Source organism: Martinezella miluonensis (assembly GCF_900094545.1).
GTDB classification, from domain to species: Bacteria; Pseudomonadota; Alphaproteobacteria; order Rhizobiales; family Rhizobiaceae; genus Rhizobium; species Rhizobium miluonense.
Genome location: NZ_FMAH01000062.1, coordinates 1 through 17,089, shown reverse-complemented (window position 1 = coordinate 17,089; position 17,089 = coordinate 1). Strand labels below are relative to the sequence as shown.

The window sequence follows — 17,089 nt, the reverse complement described above, 5'->3', positions numbered from 1 at the left end:
TTGCGCCATCGCAATTGTTCGGATCGCGCCATCACGGCGAGGAGACCAAAACCGATCGGCAAGCCCTACCCAGTCGGGCAACATACGGCTTTTCAGTCGACGAAGCCGGCCGTCAGGGCAAACTCCCGCCCCATCTCCATAATCTCTTCGAATACGCTACCGGCATAGGAGCGCGGTACGATGATTTCGAAGCGATCGGGGCCGGTGCGAGCGACATTGGCGCTCACATGGCAGCACAGCATGTTGGCTGAGTGCCCTTCGGCAAAGACCTGCGGATGCAGATCTACCGCGACGCATTTGGCAAGAATGCGACGAGTGTTCGGGCCGGAAATACGCAACAGCACCCGGCCATCGCTCTGCTCGAAAAACGAAACGCGGGCCGGATCGAGCGCGAAGAGATCGCGCGCCACGCTCTCGGCGCCAAGCGTCTCAGAGACGACAAACCACTCCCGCGGTCCGGCACTGCGAACGGAAACGTCGTCGATCACTTTCAGCCCGGCCAGAACCCAATCCTCCTCGCCAGCTTTGCCGAGGACGGAAAAGACGACCGACCGGCGAACGACCGCGAGATGATTCGGATTGGCGGCAGCCTCGACGCCGGAAATATGATCTTCCAGCACATGCCTGTTTTGAAATGCGACGCTCATCAATCCCTCACCCGAGAAGCTTCTTGTTGTCAGGATCGACGAAGACAGGATTACAAACCTCCGCCGGCACCTCGTCGCCGCGCAGCCCGTCCCAAACGACCACATGCTCGCCAATCCGCTCACGGCCCGACTTCAGAAATGCCAGCGCGATGGAATGACCGAGAACCGGCGAGAAGCAGGCTGAAGAAACATGACCCTGATCGTTCACGGTCGACGGCCTTGCACCTTCCTTCAGAAGATGCGCGCCGGCGAGGATCTCCTTCGTCGTGTCGAGCGGCTTCAGCCCCACGAGCTGCCCGCGATCGGCGGCGGTCAGACCGAAGCGCGTGGACAATCTCTTGCCGATGAAATCCGGCTTCTGCGTCGACATCATCCGGCCAAGGCCTACATCGTCTGGTGTCGTGCGGCCATCCAGCTCGCTGTGAGTGACATGGCCCTTCTCGATGCGCAGCACGTTGAGAGCTTCGACACCATAGGCACAGATGCTGTGCGCCTTGCCCGCTTCCATGATCGCATCCGCCACCGCCTCGCCATAACCGGCCGGAACCGCAAGCTCGTAGGCGAGTTCGCCCGAGAAGGAGATACGGAACAAACGCGCCCTCACGCCGCCCTTCAGCATGACTTCGGCAGCCGCAAGGAACGGGAAGAAGGAATCGGAAATATCATCCTCGACGATCTGCTCCAGTACCAGCCGTGCCTTCGGGCCGGCGATCGCCATCTGCGCCCATTGGTCGGATGAGGAAACGAAGCGAACGTCAAGCTGCGGCCAAAGCGTCTGCGCGCAGAACTCCATATGCGTCATCACCTCGCCGGCCATCGCCGTCGTGGTCGTCATGAAGAAATGATCCGGCGTCAGCCGGCTCGTCGTTCCGTCGTCGAAGACCATGCCGTCCTCGCGCAGCATCAATCCATAGCGTGCTTTGCCGACCGGCAGCTTCAGGAAGGCATTGGAGTAGAGCCGACTGAGAAACTCCGCCACATCCTTGCCGAAGACCTCGATCTTGCCGAGTGTCGACACATCACAAAGCCCGACGTTGTTGCGCACGTTCAGCACCTCGCGGTCGACACTGTCGCGCCAGCCCTTCTCGCCCGGCCGGGCAAACCAGGACGAGCGATACCAGAGGCCGGCCTCGACGAAGGTCGCGCCATTCTTCTTTGCCCAGCCATGCAGCGGCGATTCCCTGACCGGCTGCGCATGCTTGTCGCGCGCTGTTCCCGCCAGCGTGCCGAAGGAAACGGGGGTGTAAAACGGCCTGAATGTCGTCGTGCCGACAGCGGCGGGACTGACGCCGCGCATACCCGCGATAATGCCGGCGGCGTTGACGTTGCCAAGCTTGCCCTGGTCCGTCGCCATGCCGCTCGTCGTATAGCGCTTGGCATGCTCCACATGGCCAAATCCTTCACGCAGGGCAAGGCCGAGATCCTTCGCGTGGACATCGTTCTGGAAGTCGACGAATGCCTTGTCCTTCGCGCCCGGCACATGCCAGATCGCCGCAAAGGATGGATCGTATTCGCCCTCGACTTCAGGCAGATCTGCCATATGCGCCGTACGGCCTAAGCTTTCGACGACCAGCCGCGCCTTTTCCGCGCCATCGGCCAGACAACCGGAAACGCTCTCGATCCCCGCGGCCGAGCCGGCAATCTCCAGCTCGCCACCGACGAGCGGCGCCATGAACGCCTGCTTTTCATCCGACCATACCGGCTTGGCGCCCCGCTGGCAGGCGAGATGGATGATCGGCGACCAGCCGCCCGACATGGCAAGCGCGTCGCAAGAAATCAGTTCATCCAGGCCGCCGCGATCGGCGATGACGCCGCTGATGCGATGCTTGCCCTTGGTCGCATGGACGCTTGCCGCATGAACCACGCGGACACCCTGAGGAGCAGCGTCGGTGGATGCGGCGCGCGTATCGAGGATCGCCGAAATCTCAGCACCCGCAGCTGCCAGATCGGTGGCCGTGCGGTAGCCGGAACCGCCATTTGTAAAGACCGCCACCTTCTGCCCGGCAACAACACCATAGCGATTGAGATAGCTGCGCATGGCGCCGGCCATCATGACGCCGGGACGATCGTTCCCGCCGAACACCAGCGGCCGCTCTTCGGCGCCCGAAGCGAGGATGGCGCGCTTGGCTGCGATGCGCCAGAGCCGCTCGACCGGCAGATCGGGCGACGGCATCGCCACATGCTTCTGCACTTTCTCGACAGCACCGAAAACATTGCCGTCATACCAGCCGAACACGGTCGTGCGCGGCATTTGCGTGACGTTTTCGAAATTCTGCAGCTCGTCCAGCGTCGCCTGAACGAAGGCATCGGCCGGCGCGCGCCCGATCGAAAGTCTTTCCGAGAGTAGCGACCCGCCAAGGCGAAAACCTTCATCGGCCAACACGACGCGCAGACCCGCGCGAGCAGCGGTCAGAGCCGCCATCAATCCTGCGGGCCCCGATCCGATAACAAGCAGGTCGCAATGCGCCCATGCCTTCTCGTAGCGGTCTGGATCCGCCTGCATGACCGCCTTGCCGAGACCGGCGGCACGCCGAATCAGCGGCTCATAGACCTTCTCCCAGAAGGCAGCCGGCCACATGAAGGTCTTGTAGTAGAAGCCTGCACCGAGGAAAGGCGAGAGCAAGCCGTTGACCGAGCCCAGATCGTATTTCAGCAACGGCCAGCGGTTCTGGCTGACGGCGCTCATGCCCTGATAGAGTTCCGCGACGGTGGCGCGCGTATTCGGCTCGGTGCGGCCGTCGTTGCCGATAGTGACGAGCGCATTGGGCTCAGCCGAACCCGCCGTCAGAATGCCGCGCGGCCGGTGATATTTGAAGCTGCGCCCGACCAGCAGCTGATCATTGGCGAGGAGAGCGGCGGCGAGCGTATCGCCTTCCAGCCCCCTCATTTCCCTGCCGTCGAATTTGAAGGAAAGCGGGCGACTGCGATTGACGAGACCGCCGGTCGACAGACGATAAGCAGTCATCGTGCCGCCTCCTTCGCCTTATCTTCGGCATCGGCAATGGAAAAGACCTCGTGGGTGATATTGCTGCGGTCGACGACCAGCCAGCGACGGCACCCCGCGCCATGGTGCCAATATTCCTGTATCCGGCCGCGCTCGTTGTCGCGGATAAAGACGTAGCGGTTCCAGTCCTCATCCGGTGCGGTCGGCGCCGGACGAACGACGGAAGCCGCACCACGAATCGAAAATTCTTCCTTGGGTCGCACGCCGCAATGCGGGCAGTTGATCAAGCTTGCCATTGGTATTGTGCCCTCAATGCAGGTTCGGCTGCGGACCCTTGCCGCTTTCGTCGATCGCAAAGCCGCGCTCGAAGCGGTCAAGACGCAGAAGGCGGCTGACATCGTGGCTCTCGCCCTTGGCGATCAGATGCGCGAAGCAGAAGCCCGAGGCCGGCGTCGCTTTGAAGCCGCCATAGTTCCAGCCGCAGTTCAGATACAGATTCTCGATCGGGGTGCGATCGATGATCGGCGAGCCGTCCATGCTCATATCCATGACGCCGCCCCAGGCACGCAGCACGCGGACGCGCGACAGGCCGGGAATGAGCGAAACGCCCTCCTCCATCGTATGCTCGACGGTGGCCAGATTGCCGCGCTGGGCATAGGAGCTGTAGTAATCTATATCGGCGCCGAAGACCAAACCGCCCTTATCCGACTGCGAGATATAGAAGTGTCCCGCGCCGTAGGTAATGACATTGTCGATGACGGGCTTCAGCCCTTCAGAAACGAAGGCCTGCAGAACATGCGTTTCGATCGGCAGCTCAAGATCGGCCATGTTGCCGAGGATCGAGGTGTGGCCGGCAGCCGCAAGTGCCAGCTTGTTGCAGCCGATGAAACCGCGATTGGTTTCGACGCCGGTCACGATGCCGTTTTCGCGGCGGATGCCGATCACCTCGCATTGCTGGATGAGATCGACGCCGCGGCTGTCCGCGCCACGCGCATAGCCCCAGGCGACTGCATCGTGCCGCGCCGTGCCGCCGCGCCGCTGCAGAAGGCCTCCGAGGATGGGAAAGCGCGCATGGTCGAAATTCAGGTAGGGCATCATTCGGCGAACCTGCTCGCGATTGAGCAGCTCAGCATCGACGCCGTGCATGCGCATGGCATTGCCGCGCCTGGCATAGGCATCGCGCTGGCCATCTGAATGGAACAGATTGACGATGCCGCGTTGCGAAACCATCGCATTGTAGTTGAAGTCCTGCTCAAGACCTTCCCAGAGCTTCATTGAGAACTCGTAGAAGGGCTCATTGCCCGGCAGCAGATAATTGGAACGGATGATCGTCGTGTTGCGCCCGACATTGCCGGAGCCGATGTAGCTCTTTTCCAGCACCGCGACATTGGTGATGCCGAATTCCTTGGCGAGATAATAGGCCGTCGCCAGCCCGTGCCCGCCGCCGCCGACAATGATCACGTCATAATGCGGTTTCGGTTCCGGCGTCCGCCACACCGGCTGCCAATGACGATTGCCTGAAAACGCCTGTTTTAGAAGCTGATATGCCGAATATCGCATGCATTCATCCCGATGCTACCCGGCCGCACATTCGCATATGCAATAAAAACGACAAGTCCCGTAAGGACGAAAAAGATTCGCAAACAGAACATGTTCTTTTCCGAATGCGCACGAGGGGCGAGCGATTGTCTCTCAAACGACACGCACGCTGCTCGGCGGGTTTAACGACGGTCCACCATGCAGAGCCTTGTTGCGAAAGCTTTGTCCTGGCGCTAAGGCATAGGGAGCCAGATCATCCTGCCTCTAAACTCTGTGTTTGCGACTTCCTATCTATAATGTCCGGACACTTTAAGCGCGAACGCGGCGCGGAAGACGAACAGACAAATGCTCGCAACATTTGAAATGGCGGCACTCGAGGCGGGAAAGGCCATATTGGAGGTCTACCGCGCCGGCTATGCCGTTGCCCTCAAGCAGGATATGAGCCCGGTCACCCTGGCCGACGAGCGCGCCGAGCATATCATTCTCGAGCATCTGGCGCGTGACTTCCCCGATGTTCCGGCAATCGCGGAAGAATCCGTCTCCGCCGGCAAGATTCCAGATATTCGCGGCCGGCCCTTCTTCCTGGTCGATCCGCTTGATGGCACGCGTGAATTCATCGAGCATCGCGACGAATTCACCGTCAACATTGCCTATATCGTCAACGGCATTCCCGTTGCCGGCATCGTCTATGCCCCCGCACTTGGGATTGCCTTCACCGGTGAGCCCGGCAAAGCCCGCAAGCTGATCGTCGATGAGCATTTTGCCGTTGCCGACCGCCTGACGATCGCCGTGCGCGAACGGCCTGCTAAGATGACTGCGCTTGCCAGCCGTTGTCACAGCAACGAGAAGACCGAAAGCTTCCTGACCGGCAATCCGATTTCCGCCTGCACCTCGATTGGCTCATCGCTGAAATTCTGTCTGCTCGCCGAAGGCAAAGCCGATGTCTATCCGCGCTTTGCCCGCACCATGGAGTGGGACACCGCAGCCGGCGACGCCGTGCTGCGTGCCGCCGGTGGTGTCACCGTAACAACGGAAGGCGATCTTCTGACTTACGGCAAAACCAACCAAAGCGAAGACTGCGACTTCGCCAATCCGAGTTTCGTCTGCTGGGGCGGAAAGAAAAACAGCCTACACGCATAGGGCTGCTTCTCGCGAAAGACAGCTCTCCATCGGGCCGGGCAAGGCCATCCGCTTCAAGTATATCGACTCGAGAAGCGTAAGTTTTTACTGACGAAAACTAATAGGATTATGATCTCGTGCCGCCAAATGGCGCGAAAGATCGGGCATTTCATCCGGCTGCGCGCGAAGCAAATCAGCCGCCGCCACAATCATTAAAATTATTAGCAAAGTCTTACCATGTGCTTAGGCAATTTTTAAATGTGGCAAGCTAGAGTGCCACTTGTGGTCTTGAGTGTGTGTAGAGAGTCCAATGACCGAAATGATACGTCCCCGAGTGAAGTATGTCATCGGCCCCGATGGCAGCCCGCTGACGATAGCCGACCTTCCGCCGCCGAATACGCGCCGCTGGGTCATTCGTCGCAAGGCAGAGGTTGTCGCCGCAGTGCGTGGTGGTCTACTCAGCTTGGAAGAAGCCTGCGAACGTTATACTTTGACTGTCGAGGAATTCCTCTCCTGGCAGTCGTCCATTAATACTCATGGCCTTGCCGGCCTCCGGACGACGCGTATACAGCAGTATCGCCACTGACCGCAGCGACAGCACCAATTTTCTGAACTTTTATTCGGGCCTCTTTTCCCAAGCGGGACTGAGGCCCGAACTATTGGGCGGAAGGGCGCTAAAGCTCGAGTTCACGTCCCGATGTCCTTTTCGAAGAGCAGGCTTATCGGCGAAGGCGCATAGGAACCAAACGGCGCACTCTCCTTATAACCCGCCTTGCGATGAAGAGCTTGGCCGTCTGTGTTTCTGATACCGACTTCCATTCTGATCAAATGAATGCCGTTGGCGCGAGCGGTCGTTTCCGCGGCGCTCAAGAGAGCCGCCCCTACTCCGCGCTCTCTGAAACTCTGATCTACAATCATACGTTTCAATTCAATCGTACCATCGCCGCTGTCGAAAAGAGAGCAGCACCCAACCGCCACGAGGTCTTCATTACGGGCGACAAGGACGGAAATGTGAGGTGCATCCAATGCTTCCACGTTGAGCGGCCGGCGGAATTCGCCCGGATAGAGCCGTGCTGCAATCTGATCCGACTGACGAAGGAGGGCCTCAACTTCGGCTTGTCGCGAGCTTTCCCGTTGAACATAAAAAGCCATTGGCCGCCTTTAGAGCATTTCCGCTTTTCTTCAAATCGCGAAAACGCTCTATCTTCTTCTTTCTTTACGCATTCCGGACGGAAAACCGCTACGCACTTTTCCTGGAAATGCTCTAGACATCGACTACTGCAGTCCTTGTCCGAAACCTCTCACAAAGCCACCGCATATCAACGGCGATTTGAAGAGAGACGATCCGTTAACAATCTCGATAGTTGGCAGATGGCGGAGCGCATGCGATCCTTGCCGCATCAGCCGCAATCAGGGAAATGAACCATGGAAATCCGCAACGAAAACAACGCATCCGGCGGCCGCTATGTCGCAACTGTCGAAGGTCACGAGGCGGAAATGACGTTTTCCCGCACCTCCCCAAAGCTGATCATCGTCGATCATACCGGCGTGCCGGATGCCTTGCGCGGCAAGGGAGTTGGACAGGCGTTGGCCCTTCATGCGGTTGAAGAAGCCCGCCGTGGCGGCTGGAAGATCATCCCACTCTGCCCGTTTTTCAAGGCACAGGCGCTGCGTCACGACGATTGGCGCGACGTCGTTAACCTGTAAGTATAGATCACGAAAAGAATACCATATCGAGCCGGTAGCCGGACGCGCCGATACCGGCCCTTTCGGCCGGCCGTAGTCTGCAAATACAAAAAGCCGCGCATGACCGGCCCTGTCGCGGCCGGTCATGCGCGGCTTTTGTGTCGTTTCCGTCAACTCCCGCACCTTCCGGCAATAAGCCCCGTATCGGAATGGAATGACGCGTGGATCGAAAGAGGACGACGGGTTTATGACCTCAGGCGCGTGCCCTTGCCGGGCCAGAACCATCACGCTCCTCGAGCGCAGCGGCCTTGGCATACTCGGCCTGCATTTCCTCAAGCGAGCTTTCCAACGTTTCTTCCTGAACCTGCAGCTCACGGATCGACACCTGCAGGTTGTCCGCACGCTGGCGGGCGGCCTTGGCAAAGGTCGGGTAAGCAAAGTGGTTAGGGTCGGAAATACCGGACTTTTTCTCTTCCAGCACGATCTGGCTCTCCAGATCCTTTGTCATGCGGTCAAATTCCGCCATCATCATCTGCAACTGCTGCAGCTGACGGCGTTTTTCGTTCACCTGAAACTCTTTCAGGCGAACTAGGCTCTCACGTGACTTCATACGCATTACTCCCGTGATGCGAGACCCCGGCTCTCGGTATTCTCACCCGCCGAGCCGCTTTGAGACGGCTTGGTTAAAAAAATTTCCAGCGATATTAATAAAAGCCTACCGCTGGTAACCTTTCGTTTACGGGCATCGTTAATGATAGGCGCAATGATTTAAGGCTCGGTAAATGCTGAGGTCGGAATTCGACATGTTGGCATTGATGAGTCAGATGAATCACTTGGCGTGAGTTCCTCACGCGATACTTTAGGAGTCGATTTTACTGATTGTCGTTGGAAAACAGTGCAATGGAAAAATTATTTAATAAATTCGATACGACTTGCCAGAGTGAATCAGAATTTGTTAACCATTGCATGGCAGCTTCCAAATCAAGCAGTGATTTGATCGGTATCGCGTAAGGGGGCTGACGACCTTTCGGCGGCGGTAAAGGGGACAATTATGCGGGTTCTACTCATTGAAGACGACAGCGCGACGGCGCAGAGCATCGAACTGATGCTCAAATCCGAAAGTTTCAACGTCTATACCACCGATCTCGGTGAAGAAGGCGTCGATCTCGGAAAACTTTACGACTACGACATCATCCTTCTGGATCTCAATCTTCCCGATATGTCCGGCTACGAAGTGCTGCGCACCCTGCGCCTTTCGAAGGTCAAGACGCCGATCCTCATCCTCTCCGGCATGGCCGGCATCGAGGACAAGGTTCGCGGCCTCGGCTTCGGCGCCGACGACTATATGACCAAGCCCTTCCACAAGGACGAGCTGGTCGCCCGCATTCACGCTATCGTCCGCCGTTCCAAGGGCCATGCCCAGTCGGTGATCATGACCGGCGAGCTCATTGTCAACCTCGACGCCAAGACCGTCGAAGTCGGCGGCCAGCGCGTGCATCTGACCGGCAAGGAATACCAGATGCTGGAGCTGCTCTCGCTGCGCAAGGGCACGACGCTCACCAAGGAAATGTTCCTCAACCACCTCTATGGCGGCATGGACGAGCCTGAACTGAAGATCATCGACGTCTTCATTTGTAAGCTGCGCAAGAAGCTCGCCAATGCAGCCGGCGGCGCCAACTATATCGAAACCGTTTGGGGCCGCGGCTACGTGCTGCGCGAGCCCGACAGCAACGATTTCGCCGAAAGCGCTTAAACCCGCATCCCCCGCCAAATACCGCCAAAAGCTCTGAAATCCCGCCTCGTTTGGCGGGATTTTCTTTTTGTGTGAACAGCCCAAAATAAAAGCCGCCCAACAGGACGGCCGGCATTACTTCAAGAATGTTCGGCGAAATCAGGCGGCGACGGCGCGATTGCCGAATATGGCCGTCAGGATCTTGCGGTCGAAGGGCTTCAGCAGAAAGTCCGTGGCGCCAGCCCGCTTTCCGGCCATCAGCTTGCGCAGGTCCGCTTCGACGACGCAGTAATAGATCTTCACGTCCTTGCCGTTCGGCATGGCGCGGATATTGGTAATGAGATCGAGCGCCCCTTCCATGCCGGCATCGACGATCAGATAGTCCGGGATCTCGACCTGGCAGTGCGCCAGCGCTTCACGGGCGTCGCCGGCTTCGCTCACGAGGAAATCCAGCTCGGACAGGATCCGTTTGCCGACCTTGCGTACGACATCCGAAGCATCCGTTATCATGAACCGCTGCATCTAGAACTCCCTGCACCAATCGCCGTTGTCGGAGCGGCGACATCAAATTGGAACGATAGGACCAGCATGCTAAGGATTCGTTACCGCTACATTATCAATTGCTCGGACAACCATAAGATTTCCTGGCAATGACGGCACACGAAAAAATAAGCCCGCGACCATGGGATGGCTGCGGGCCAGAGAATGGTAAAGACCGAAATCCGTCTATTCGGCCGGTATCTCGGCGATAAAGGTCAGTACTTCCGGCGTCGCATTGTAGGAGAGCTCCATGCCGCTCTCTTCCGCAAGAAGCACCGTGTAATAAGGCTGGATCGAATGGGCATCGACCGCCTCTTCCAGGGTGCCGGAACAAATCTCGGCGAATTTCGGCGGTACACGCATCAGCCGCCCCTTGGCGGTGATGGTGAACTTGGCGTCAAATTCGGGATTTTCCAGCGTTACTTCGATATTGCCGCCACGCGGGATCGCACCATACGCGACCAGGAAAAGGTTGAGCAGCAGCTTGACCCGGTTCTTCGCGATAATGGCGCGCGGGCCAACCCAGCTGACCTCGGTCTTCTTTTCGGCAGCGGCGAAATCCTTCGCGGCCCGTTCAGCCTCGCCGGTATCGATCGATGCGCCGACCGAGCCGGATGCGCCGAAGGCAAGGCGCGCGAACTTAAGGCGAACCGAAGCATTCAGTGCGCTAGTGCGGATCAGATCCATGGCATCGGCATCGGCACCACCCTCGTCGAGCAGCTCCAGGCCATTGTTGATCGCCCCGACCGGCGAGATCACATCATGGCAGACGCGGCTGCACAGCAGCGCGGCCAGATCTGGTCCGGTCAGAGTGAGGTTTGGATTCTTCGACATTCATTGTCTCCTGAATGCTTGCAAGGCGAAACGTGACTCTACGTTGGCACGGTAAGGTTGCCCGAGGATTGTCACAGCCGGTGTACCGCGCGCCATAATGACACCATATTTGGTAAACCGATTGTTAAGACCATCGACGCAAAATGCATTCATCACCATCTGATCCTTTCGCACGCGAATCGCCCTGCGATAGATGGGCAAAAGGATCTGCTGGAGGGGGCGAACCGTATGGGGCGCGTTCTAGCGAATGTGCTCCGCATCCGTCCCCTATCGCCCCGACCATGATGAACGGATGACTTTCATGCGCTATGAATTCCTGAAGAGAATGCCAAGCCCCGGCACCAGGATGCTTGGCCTCGGCCTGATACTGGCCATTGCTGCATTCGTGAGTTTCGCATTGCCGGTCCGTCAGGCCGCGGCTGCGCCAGGCAATCACTATTCGGCGCAGGAAATCGTCGATGCCGGCCATTCCTTCTTCGGCTCCACCAGCGGCGGCCTCGCCAAGGTGGTCGAGCGGGCCTTCCAGCAATATGGCCTGCCGAATGGCTACATTCTTGGCCAGGAAGGTTCAGGCGCCTTTCTTGCCGGTTTGACCTACGGTGAAGGACAGCTGAACACCAAGAACGCCGGCGAGCATTCGCTTTACTGGCAAGGCCCGTCGCTCGGCTTCGACTATGGCGGCCAGGGCACGCGCGTCATGATGCTGGTCTACGATCTGCCGAGCATCGACAGCGTCTACACCCGCTTCGGCGGCGTCAGCGGCCAGGCCTTCGTGGTGGCAGGCTTCGGCATGACCGTGCTGAAGAACAACAATATCGTCCTTGTTCCGATCCGCACCGGCCTTGGCGCACGCCTCGGCGTCAACATGGGTTACCTGAAGGTCACGCCCAATCCGACCTGGAACCCCTTCTGAGCCCGCTTTTAACATCTCCTCCCAGGCAGCACCTGCTTTGGCCCGCTCGGATTGCGGGCTTTTTCTTTCAGTAAATCCGGCCCTCGCCGGTAAACCATATCCGATTTAAACGCTTGCCCGCATCCCCAGCCCATGATTATTCATTTCACAGAGATCGAAAATAACCCCAGGATACTGGCCGCGTCGTGATTCAATTTGCTCTATTGTTCGGATTGGGCTTTCTGACAGCCGCGCTTCTGGTCTTTCTCATCGCGCCGGCAATCCATCGCCGCATCGTCTGGTTCACCGAAAAGCGCCTGAAAGCGACCATGCCCCTGAGTCCGCAGGAGGTGCGGGCGCAGAAAGATATGGCACGCGCCCTCTTTGCTGCCGAGAACGCCAGAACAGAGCAGGCTCTCACGCAGGAGCGCGACAAGACCGTCACGCTGCAGATCCACAATGGCAAGCTGCAGCAGGAGGCAAGCCGCCTTGTCAGCGGCAACACCGAGCTGCAAACGCGCATCGATGATCTCGAAGTGGAAGCGGGCGAACTGCGCTCGCGCCTGCGGCGTGAAGAAAGCTATATCAGCCAGCTCAAATCAGGCATTCATGCCGCAGAGCAGGCTAGCGCGGAAAAGGAGGCCGATATCGACGGCCTGCGCAAGCGCATGACGAAAATGGCCGCCGATGCGGATAATCTCAAGATCGATCTTGCAACACGCGAAACCGAAATCGAGAGCCTGAAGCTTCGCAATAATGCATTGCGGGACGAACGCGAAACGCTTCGCCAGGATCTGAGCGCCGCCAGCCTGCGCGCGGCAGACGCCGAACAGTCGCTTCGCCAGGAAAATGACAAGAACAAGCGGCTGGAACAACGGCTGGATCGCGAGATCGCCAGCAGCGCCGACAAGGAAACTGCGATCGCCCGGCGCACTCAGGACATTGCGCGCCTGAAAGAACGCCTTGAGGCGGCCGTAAAGGAATCGAGAGAAGCCAGCAAGGTTCTGCGCGCCGCCGGCATTACCCCCCCAAAGAAGTCGACAAAAACGCCAAAATTGTCTGCTATCCCGATCATCAAGGATACAGCCGACGGTCAAACAAACGCAGCCGCACCGGAACGAACAGTGGAAGATGACATCGCGCACATGACGGAAGAGGTCCGCAACCGGGCCGCAGCCCTTTCGGACCGCCTGCTGAAAGCGCGCTCGCCGGCGCATGAGGAAGCCATACGCGAGGAAATCGCCACCATCGCCGCCAACATGGTGGCGCTGACGGCGCTCAAGGAAGGCAACAGCTCGCCCATCCTCGATCTTCTGTCCGGAGATAGGAACTCGGGGGATAAGAATTCTGCAGAAGCCGGTTCGCGCACCAGCCTTGCCGACCGCGTGGCGGCATTGCTGCCGAAGCATCCCTAGCCGGCGGGAAGCTATCGCCCTTAAATCCGCTTGATCCGCGCAGCCATCTCGAAAAGCGCAATGCCGCTTGCGGTCGCGACATTGAGACTGTCGAGCCCCGGAGCCTGCGGGATGCGCAGGCTGCCGAATCTGGACAGGATGTCCTGAGGCAGCCCATCCCCTTCCGTGCCGACGACAAGCGCAATGCGCTCCGAGGCCGGAACATCGCGAATATCCACTTTGCCGTTGGGAGACAGGCTCCAGATCGCAAAACCGCGATCGGCCATCGCCGAAAGCAAGTCGCGGTCGCTCGACCGCCGGCAATAGGGTACGGTCAAAATGGAACCGACCGAGACACGCAGCGCCTTGCGATAGAGCGGGTCGCAGCAGCTCTCGTCGAGCAGCACCGCATCGGCTCCGAAGGCCGCCGCGTTGCGAAACATCGAGCCCATATTGTCATGATTTGAGATACCGCAGCCGGCAAGCACGAGCGCCTGTCGCGGCAGGCGGTCGAGAAAGGCGCCGAGTTCGGTTTCCGCCTTCCGGCGGCCAAGCGCCAGGACGCCGCGATGCAGATGAAAGCCGACAATTCCATCGAGCACCTCCGCCGTCGCGACGTAGATCGGAACATCGGCCGGGAGGGCCCCGATGATGTCGCTCAGCCCGGAAACGCGGTTTCTGAGCAGCAGTACCTTCTCCGCGGCGAAATCCCCCTCCGCCGCATGCGCTCCGGCAAGGAGCCGCAACACGACAGTGCCCTCGGCGATGAAGCGGTTTTCGCGCCCGGTCAGGTCACGCTCGCGGATATCCCGGAACTCGGCGATACGGGGATCGTCGGGATGCGTGATCTCGATGAGCCGGCCGCTCGTCATCGAAAGGCCGTCAGTTCGACAGGGATATGGTCGCCACGATGCGGCCAATGCCATAGTCGAAGACGATGGCCTGCCGCTGACCGTTGGCGAGCGTGCCGTAGAACAGCACCTGATTTCCCGACAGGGCCGTAGACTGAACGGCAAAGCCCGCCGGCAGCAGGGCCGTCACGGCAGCCGGGGCATCCGAGGGAATATTGGAGGCCGCCTGGCCCGCCGGCTTTGCCGGTTGCTTCATCGTCTTGTAGACAACGGCGCCGAAGACAGCCATAAGGCTCACCACCATGACAGCCGCGGAGACGATCTGCAGGCGGATCATCTTGCGTCGGACTTTCTCCAGGGCCGGATCGAGGGGCTTTTCCTCTTGATCGTCTGGCTCGAGATTCGTCATCGATGCATCCTTGCTGATTGAGAGCGCCTTGGAGCGCCGGAGAAATACGTTTGAGCGACCCCTTTAAAGAAGCCGCGGACAATAGAAAAGTCCTAACCGCCGACGAAAGCGCCGAAGGGCGGCTGGATGCGTGGCTGACCGCGCAGTTCGGCAAGGAATTCTCCCGCAACCGCATCCAGGCGATGATCAAGGAAGGTGCCGTGCTGCTCAATGGCGAAGCGGTCACCGACGCCAAGCGCAAGGTACGGCCCAGCGACACCTATGAGATCACGCTGCCCGAGCCCGAGGATCCGACTCCACAGGGCGAGGATATTCCCCTCGACGTGCTTTACGAGGACGAGGACATCATCGTCATCGCCAAACCTGCCGGGCTTGTCGTCCATCCCGCCGCCGGCAATTGGACGGGCACGCTGGTCAACGCGCTGATCCACCACTGCGGCGACAGCCTTTCCGGCATCGGCGGCGTGCGCCGGCCGGGCATCGTCCATCGGCTCGACAAGGATACGACCGGCGTCATGGTCGTCGCCAAGAACGATGTCGCCCACCGTCACCTGTCGCTGCAGTTTGCCGATCACGGCAGAACGACATCGCTGGAACGCGCCTATCAAGCGATCGTCTGGGGGCGCCCCCGCCAGCTCATCGGCACCATCGATGCGCCGCTCGGACGCTCGAGCACGGACCGCACCCGGCGCGCGGTCAAGCGCCCCACCTCTCAGGATGCCGACGAAGCGATCACGCATTACGAGGTCCTGGAGCGCTTCCACGAAGGACCTGACGCAACCGCGCTCGCCTCGCTGGTCGATTGCCATCTCGAAACGGGCCGGACGCATCAGATCCGCGTGCACATGGCGCATATCGGTCACCCGCTCTTGGGGGACGCCGTCTATGGCGGTGGCTTCAAGACCAAGGCCAATCTCTTGCCGGAGCCGGCCAAGCAGCTCGTCAATCGCTTCACCCGCCAGGCGCTCCATGCCTACATGCTGCAATTCGAGCATCCCCGCACCGGCGAGGTCATGCACTTCGAAGCGCCGCTGCCCGGCGACATGGAAGAATTGGTGGAAGCCTTGCGGGTGTGAGCCGCAAGCCTTTGTGGTCAACACGTTCCGCTGGACGCATACGACCTATCGCCCTATAATATCAATTGTAGGACCGAAATCCGGTGCGCCGTCTGTTGCTGGAAACGCCGATGCGTTTTGACAGCCGAGACGGTTGAGGCTGACTGCGCCGGAGCCTTCGGGAGGATAACCTCAAGGGCGACGTCACGGCGAGACCGCGGTCACGCTGCTATAACACTTGCGTGATTGCATCCTTGAATCACCGTTTCGCCGTACTTATCTTTACATTGGTTGAGTGCGGGGTCCCCGGACCCGCACGCCTTGGTTCGCTTCGCAGAAGGCGCGCAAATACGCCCCCAGAAGGAACCAAATCTCGAATAGGAGGGTGCACAATCATGGCCCGTAATACCTTACCGTCCATTGCCGCCGGAGAGGCCGGCCTCAATCGTTATCTCGACGAGATCCGCAAGTTCCCGATGCTGGAACCGCAGGAAGAGTACATGCTCGCCAAGCGCTATGCGGAACATGCCGACCGTCAGGCCGCGCACAAGCTCGTGACCAGCCATCTGCGCCTTGTGGCGAAGATCGCCATGGGCTATCGCGGCTATGGCCTGCCGATCGGCGAAGTCGTGTCGGAAGGCAATGTCGGCCTGATGCAGGCCGTGAAGAAGTTTGACCCGGAACGCGGCTTCCGCCTGGCAACCTATGCCATGTGGTGGATCAAGGCCTCGATCCAGGAATATATCCTGCGCTCGTGGTCGCTGGTGAAGATGGGCACGACTGCCAACCAGAAGCGCCTGTTCTTCAACCTGCGCCGTCTGAAGGGCCGTATCCAGGCCATCGATGATGGCGACCTGAAGCCGGAACACGTTTCCGAGATCGCGACCAAGCTGAACGTTTCGGAGGAGGAGGTCATTTCGATGAACCGCCGCCTCTCCGGCGACGCTTCGCTGAATGCGCCGATCAAGGCTACCGAAGGCGATTCCGGTCAGTGGCAGGATTGGCTTGTCGACGATCATGACAGCCAGGAAGAGGTGCTGATCGAACAAGACGAACTCGACACGCGTCGCCGCATGCTGGCCCGCGCGATGGGTGTCCTCAATGATCGTGAACGTCGCATTTTCGAGGCTCGCCGCCTCGCTGAAGATCCTGTAACGCTGGAAGACCTCTCGGCCGAATTCGACATCAGCCGCGAACGAGTCCGCCAGATCGAAGTTCGCGCCTTCGAAAAGGTTCAGGAAGCCGTGCAGAAGGATGCACTGGAACGCGCAAAGGCGCTCCGCGTCGTCGAAGCGACGGCTTAACGCCTCCTTCGCGGAAAGTTTCAAAAGTCAAAAAGAAAGGCGGCCCCGAAGCAGCCTGTGTGGAAACGTTTGGAGGCTCCGGTTTGACCGGGGCCTCTTTTGGTTTCTGGGTCTATGCGGGTTTTGATGTTATGTTTATGGTG

General features: G+C 59.3%; 18 protein-coding genes. 8 read left to right on the top strand and 10 right to left on the bottom strand.

All coding sequences use genetic code 11. The annotated features are described in order from the left end of the window. Positions 1 to 92: 92 nt before the first annotated feature. Genes GA0061102_RS30005 through GA0061102_RS29990 form a run of 4 tightly spaced genes read right to left on the bottom strand, consistent with a single transcriptional unit; the run spans position 93 to position 5,151 of the window. The gene (locus GA0061102_RS30005; protein ID WP_092855960.1) at positions 93 to 647 is read right to left on the bottom strand and encodes a sarcosine oxidase subunit gamma; all 555 of its coding nucleotides are present in this window, start codon (positions 645 to 647) and stop codon (positions 93 to 95) included. Positions 648 to 654: 7 nt separating this feature from the next. Then, positions 655 to 3,612 (bottom strand): sarcosine oxidase subunit alpha family protein, encoded by a 2,958-nt coding sequence (locus GA0061102_RS30000; protein WP_092855959.1) that lies wholly within the window; start codon positions 3,610 to 3,612, stop codon positions 655 to 657. After that, entirely contained in the window at positions 3,609 to 3,887 is a 279-nt protein-coding gene (locus GA0061102_RS29995) for a sarcosine oxidase subunit delta (RefSeq protein WP_092855958.1), read from the bottom strand. Before GA0061102_RS29995 ends, GA0061102_RS30000 begins: the two co-directional genes overlap by 4 nt. Before the next feature lie 13 nt (positions 3,888 to 3,900). After that, positions 3,901 to 5,151, bottom strand: coding sequence for a sarcosine oxidase subunit beta family protein (locus tag GA0061102_RS29990; protein WP_092855957.1), 1,251 nt, complete (start codon positions 5,149 to 5,151; stop codon positions 3,901 to 3,903). A gap of 324 nt (positions 5,152 to 5,475) precedes the next feature. On the opposite strand from GA0061102_RS29990, the gene cysQ reads away from it, so the two are divergent. Together cysQ and sciP are read left to right on the top strand one after the other, a co-directional pair. Next, a complete protein-coding gene (cysQ, locus tag GA0061102_RS29985; RefSeq protein WP_092855956.1) occupies positions 5,476 to 6,270 on the top strand; it encodes a 3'(2'),5'-bisphosphate nucleotidase CysQ in 795 nt (264 codons plus the stop codon). Between the two features lie 289 nt (positions 6,271 to 6,559). Further along, positions 6,560 to 6,835, top strand: coding sequence for a CtrA inhibitor SciP (sciP, locus tag GA0061102_RS29980; RefSeq protein WP_004107124.1), 276 nt, complete (start codon positions 6,560 to 6,562; stop codon positions 6,833 to 6,835). Positions 6,836 to 6,936: 101 nt separating this feature from the next. Here the strand turns inward: sciP and GA0061102_RS29975 are convergent, their stop codons facing one another. Beyond that, positions 6,937 to 7,401 (bottom strand): GNAT family N-acetyltransferase, encoded by a 465-nt coding sequence (locus GA0061102_RS29975; protein WP_092855954.1) that lies wholly within the window; start codon positions 7,399 to 7,401, stop codon positions 6,937 to 6,939. A gap of 273 nt (positions 7,402 to 7,674) precedes the next feature. Between GA0061102_RS29975 and GA0061102_RS29970 the strand changes: the two genes are divergently transcribed. Then, positions 7,675 to 7,956 (top strand): GNAT family N-acetyltransferase, encoded by a 282-nt coding sequence (locus GA0061102_RS29970; RefSeq protein WP_092855952.1) that lies wholly within the window; start codon positions 7,675 to 7,677, stop codon positions 7,954 to 7,956. Between the two features lie 232 nt (positions 7,957 to 8,188). On the opposite strand, the gene GA0061102_RS29965 is transcribed toward GA0061102_RS29970, so the two are convergent. Continuing rightward, positions 8,189 to 8,545: a flagellar export protein FliJ gene (locus GA0061102_RS29965; RefSeq protein ID WP_092855950.1), complete on the bottom strand. Its 357-nt coding sequence runs from the start codon at positions 8,543 to 8,545 to the stop codon at positions 8,189 to 8,191. Positions 8,546 to 8,986: 441 nt separating this feature from the next. On the opposite strand from GA0061102_RS29965, the gene ctrA reads away from it, so the two are divergent. Beyond that, positions 8,987 to 9,688: a response regulator transcription factor CtrA gene (gene ctrA / locus GA0061102_RS29960; RefSeq protein ID WP_004116994.1), complete on the top strand. Its 702-nt coding sequence runs from the start codon at positions 8,987 to 8,989 to the stop codon at positions 9,686 to 9,688. A gap of 138 nt (positions 9,689 to 9,826) precedes the next feature. Here the strand turns inward: ctrA and GA0061102_RS29955 are convergent, their stop codons facing one another. Next, positions 9,827 to 10,189 (bottom strand): response regulator, encoded by a 363-nt coding sequence (locus tag GA0061102_RS29955; protein ID WP_092855948.1) that lies wholly within the window; start codon positions 10,187 to 10,189, stop codon positions 9,827 to 9,829. A 204-nt stretch (positions 10,190 to 10,393) separates the two neighbouring features. Further along, positions 10,394 to 11,041 (bottom strand): histidine phosphotransferase ChpT, encoded by a 648-nt coding sequence (gene chpT, locus GA0061102_RS29950; protein ID WP_092855947.1) that lies wholly within the window; start codon positions 11,039 to 11,041, stop codon positions 10,394 to 10,396. A gap of 301 nt (positions 11,042 to 11,342) precedes the next feature. Here chpT and GA0061102_RS29945 point away from each other — a divergent pair, with 301 nt between their 5' ends. Further along, entirely contained in the window at positions 11,343 to 11,954 is a 612-nt protein-coding gene (locus GA0061102_RS29945) for a DUF1134 domain-containing protein (RefSeq protein ID WP_092855987.1), read from the top strand. Positions 11,955 to 12,139: 185 nt separating this feature from the next. Next, positions 12,140 to 13,348, top strand: coding sequence for a coiled-coil domain-containing protein (locus tag GA0061102_RS29940; protein ID WP_092855946.1), 1,209 nt, complete (start codon positions 12,140 to 12,142; stop codon positions 13,346 to 13,348). A 20-nt stretch (positions 13,349 to 13,368) separates the two neighbouring features. On the opposite strand, the gene GA0061102_RS29935 is transcribed toward GA0061102_RS29940, so the two are convergent. Together GA0061102_RS29935 and GA0061102_RS29930 are read right to left on the bottom strand one after the other, a co-directional pair. Next, positions 13,369 to 14,199, bottom strand: coding sequence for a TrmH family RNA methyltransferase (locus GA0061102_RS29935; RefSeq protein WP_092855945.1), 831 nt, complete (start codon positions 14,197 to 14,199; stop codon positions 13,369 to 13,371). A 10-nt stretch (positions 14,200 to 14,209) separates the two neighbouring features. Then, positions 14,210 to 14,587: a hypothetical protein gene (locus GA0061102_RS29930; protein WP_092855944.1), complete on the bottom strand. Its 378-nt coding sequence runs from the start codon at positions 14,585 to 14,587 to the stop codon at positions 14,210 to 14,212. Positions 14,588 to 14,637: 50 nt separating this feature from the next. Between GA0061102_RS29930 and GA0061102_RS29925 the strand changes: the two genes are divergently transcribed. Both GA0061102_RS29925 and rpoH read left to right on the top strand, forming a co-directional pair. Further along, positions 14,638 to 15,663, top strand: a complete 1,026-nt coding sequence (locus tag GA0061102_RS29925; RefSeq protein WP_092855938.1) for an RluA family pseudouridine synthase — start codon at positions 14,638 to 14,640, stop codon at positions 15,661 to 15,663. Between the two features lie 374 nt (positions 15,664 to 16,037). Continuing rightward, positions 16,038 to 16,946 (top strand): RNA polymerase sigma factor RpoH, encoded by a 909-nt coding sequence (rpoH, locus tag GA0061102_RS29920; RefSeq protein WP_092855937.1) that lies wholly within the window; start codon positions 16,038 to 16,040, stop codon positions 16,944 to 16,946. Positions 16,947 to 17,089: the final 143 nt, after the last annotated feature.

Bases quoted from the DNA above. Each gene is read 5' to 3' on its own strand.
- GA0061102_RS29975 (WP_092855954.1), bottom strand. From the start codon at position 7,401: ATGGCTTTTTATGTTCAACGGGAAAGCTCGCGACAAGCCGAAGTTGAG.
- GA0061102_RS29995 (WP_092855958.1), bottom strand. From the start codon at position 3,887: ATGGCAAGCTTGATCAACTGCCCGCATTGCGGCGTGCGACCCAAGGAA.
- cysQ (WP_092855956.1), top strand. From the start codon at position 5,476: ATGCTCGCAACATTTGAAATGGCGGCACTCGAGGCGGGAAAGGCCATA.
- GA0061102_RS30005 (WP_092855960.1), bottom strand. From the start codon at position 647: ATGAGCGTCGCATTTCAAAACAGGCATGTGCTGGAAGATCATATTTCC.
- GA0061102_RS29945 (WP_092855987.1), top strand. From the start codon at position 11,343: ATGCGCTATGAATTCCTGAAGAGAATGCCAAGCCCCGGCACCAGGATG.
- GA0061102_RS29930 (WP_092855944.1), bottom strand. From the start codon at position 14,587: ATGACGAATCTCGAGCCAGACGATCAAGAGGAAAAGCCCCTCGATCCG.
- GA0061102_RS30000 (WP_092855959.1), bottom strand. From the start codon at position 3,612: ATGACTGCTTATCGTCTGTCGACCGGCGGTCTCGTCAATCGCAGTCGC.
- GA0061102_RS29970 (WP_092855952.1), top strand. From the start codon at position 7,675: ATGGAAATCCGCAACGAAAACAACGCATCCGGCGGCCGCTATGTCGCA.
- chpT (WP_092855947.1), bottom strand. From the start codon at position 11,041: ATGTCGAAGAATCCAAACCTCACTCTGACCGGACCAGATCTGGCCGCG.
- GA0061102_RS29935 (WP_092855945.1), bottom strand. From the start codon at position 14,199: ATGACGAGCGGCCGGCTCATCGAGATCACGCATCCCGACGATCCCCGT.
- ctrA (WP_004116994.1), top strand. From the start codon at position 8,987: ATGCGGGTTCTACTCATTGAAGACGACAGCGCGACGGCGCAGAGCATC.
- GA0061102_RS29990 (WP_092855957.1), bottom strand. From the start codon at position 5,151: ATGCGATATTCGGCATATCAGCTTCTAAAACAGGCGTTTTCAGGCAAT.
- sciP (WP_004107124.1), top strand. From the start codon at position 6,560: ATGACCGAAATGATACGTCCCCGAGTGAAGTATGTCATCGGCCCCGAT.
- GA0061102_RS29965 (WP_092855950.1), bottom strand. From the start codon at position 8,545: ATGAAGTCACGTGAGAGCCTAGTTCGCCTGAAAGAGTTTCAGGTGAAC.
- rpoH (WP_092855937.1), top strand. From the start codon at position 16,038: ATGGCCCGTAATACCTTACCGTCCATTGCCGCCGGAGAGGCCGGCCTC.
- GA0061102_RS29955 (WP_092855948.1), bottom strand. From the start codon at position 10,189: ATGCAGCGGTTCATGATAACGGATGCTTCGGATGTCGTACGCAAGGTC.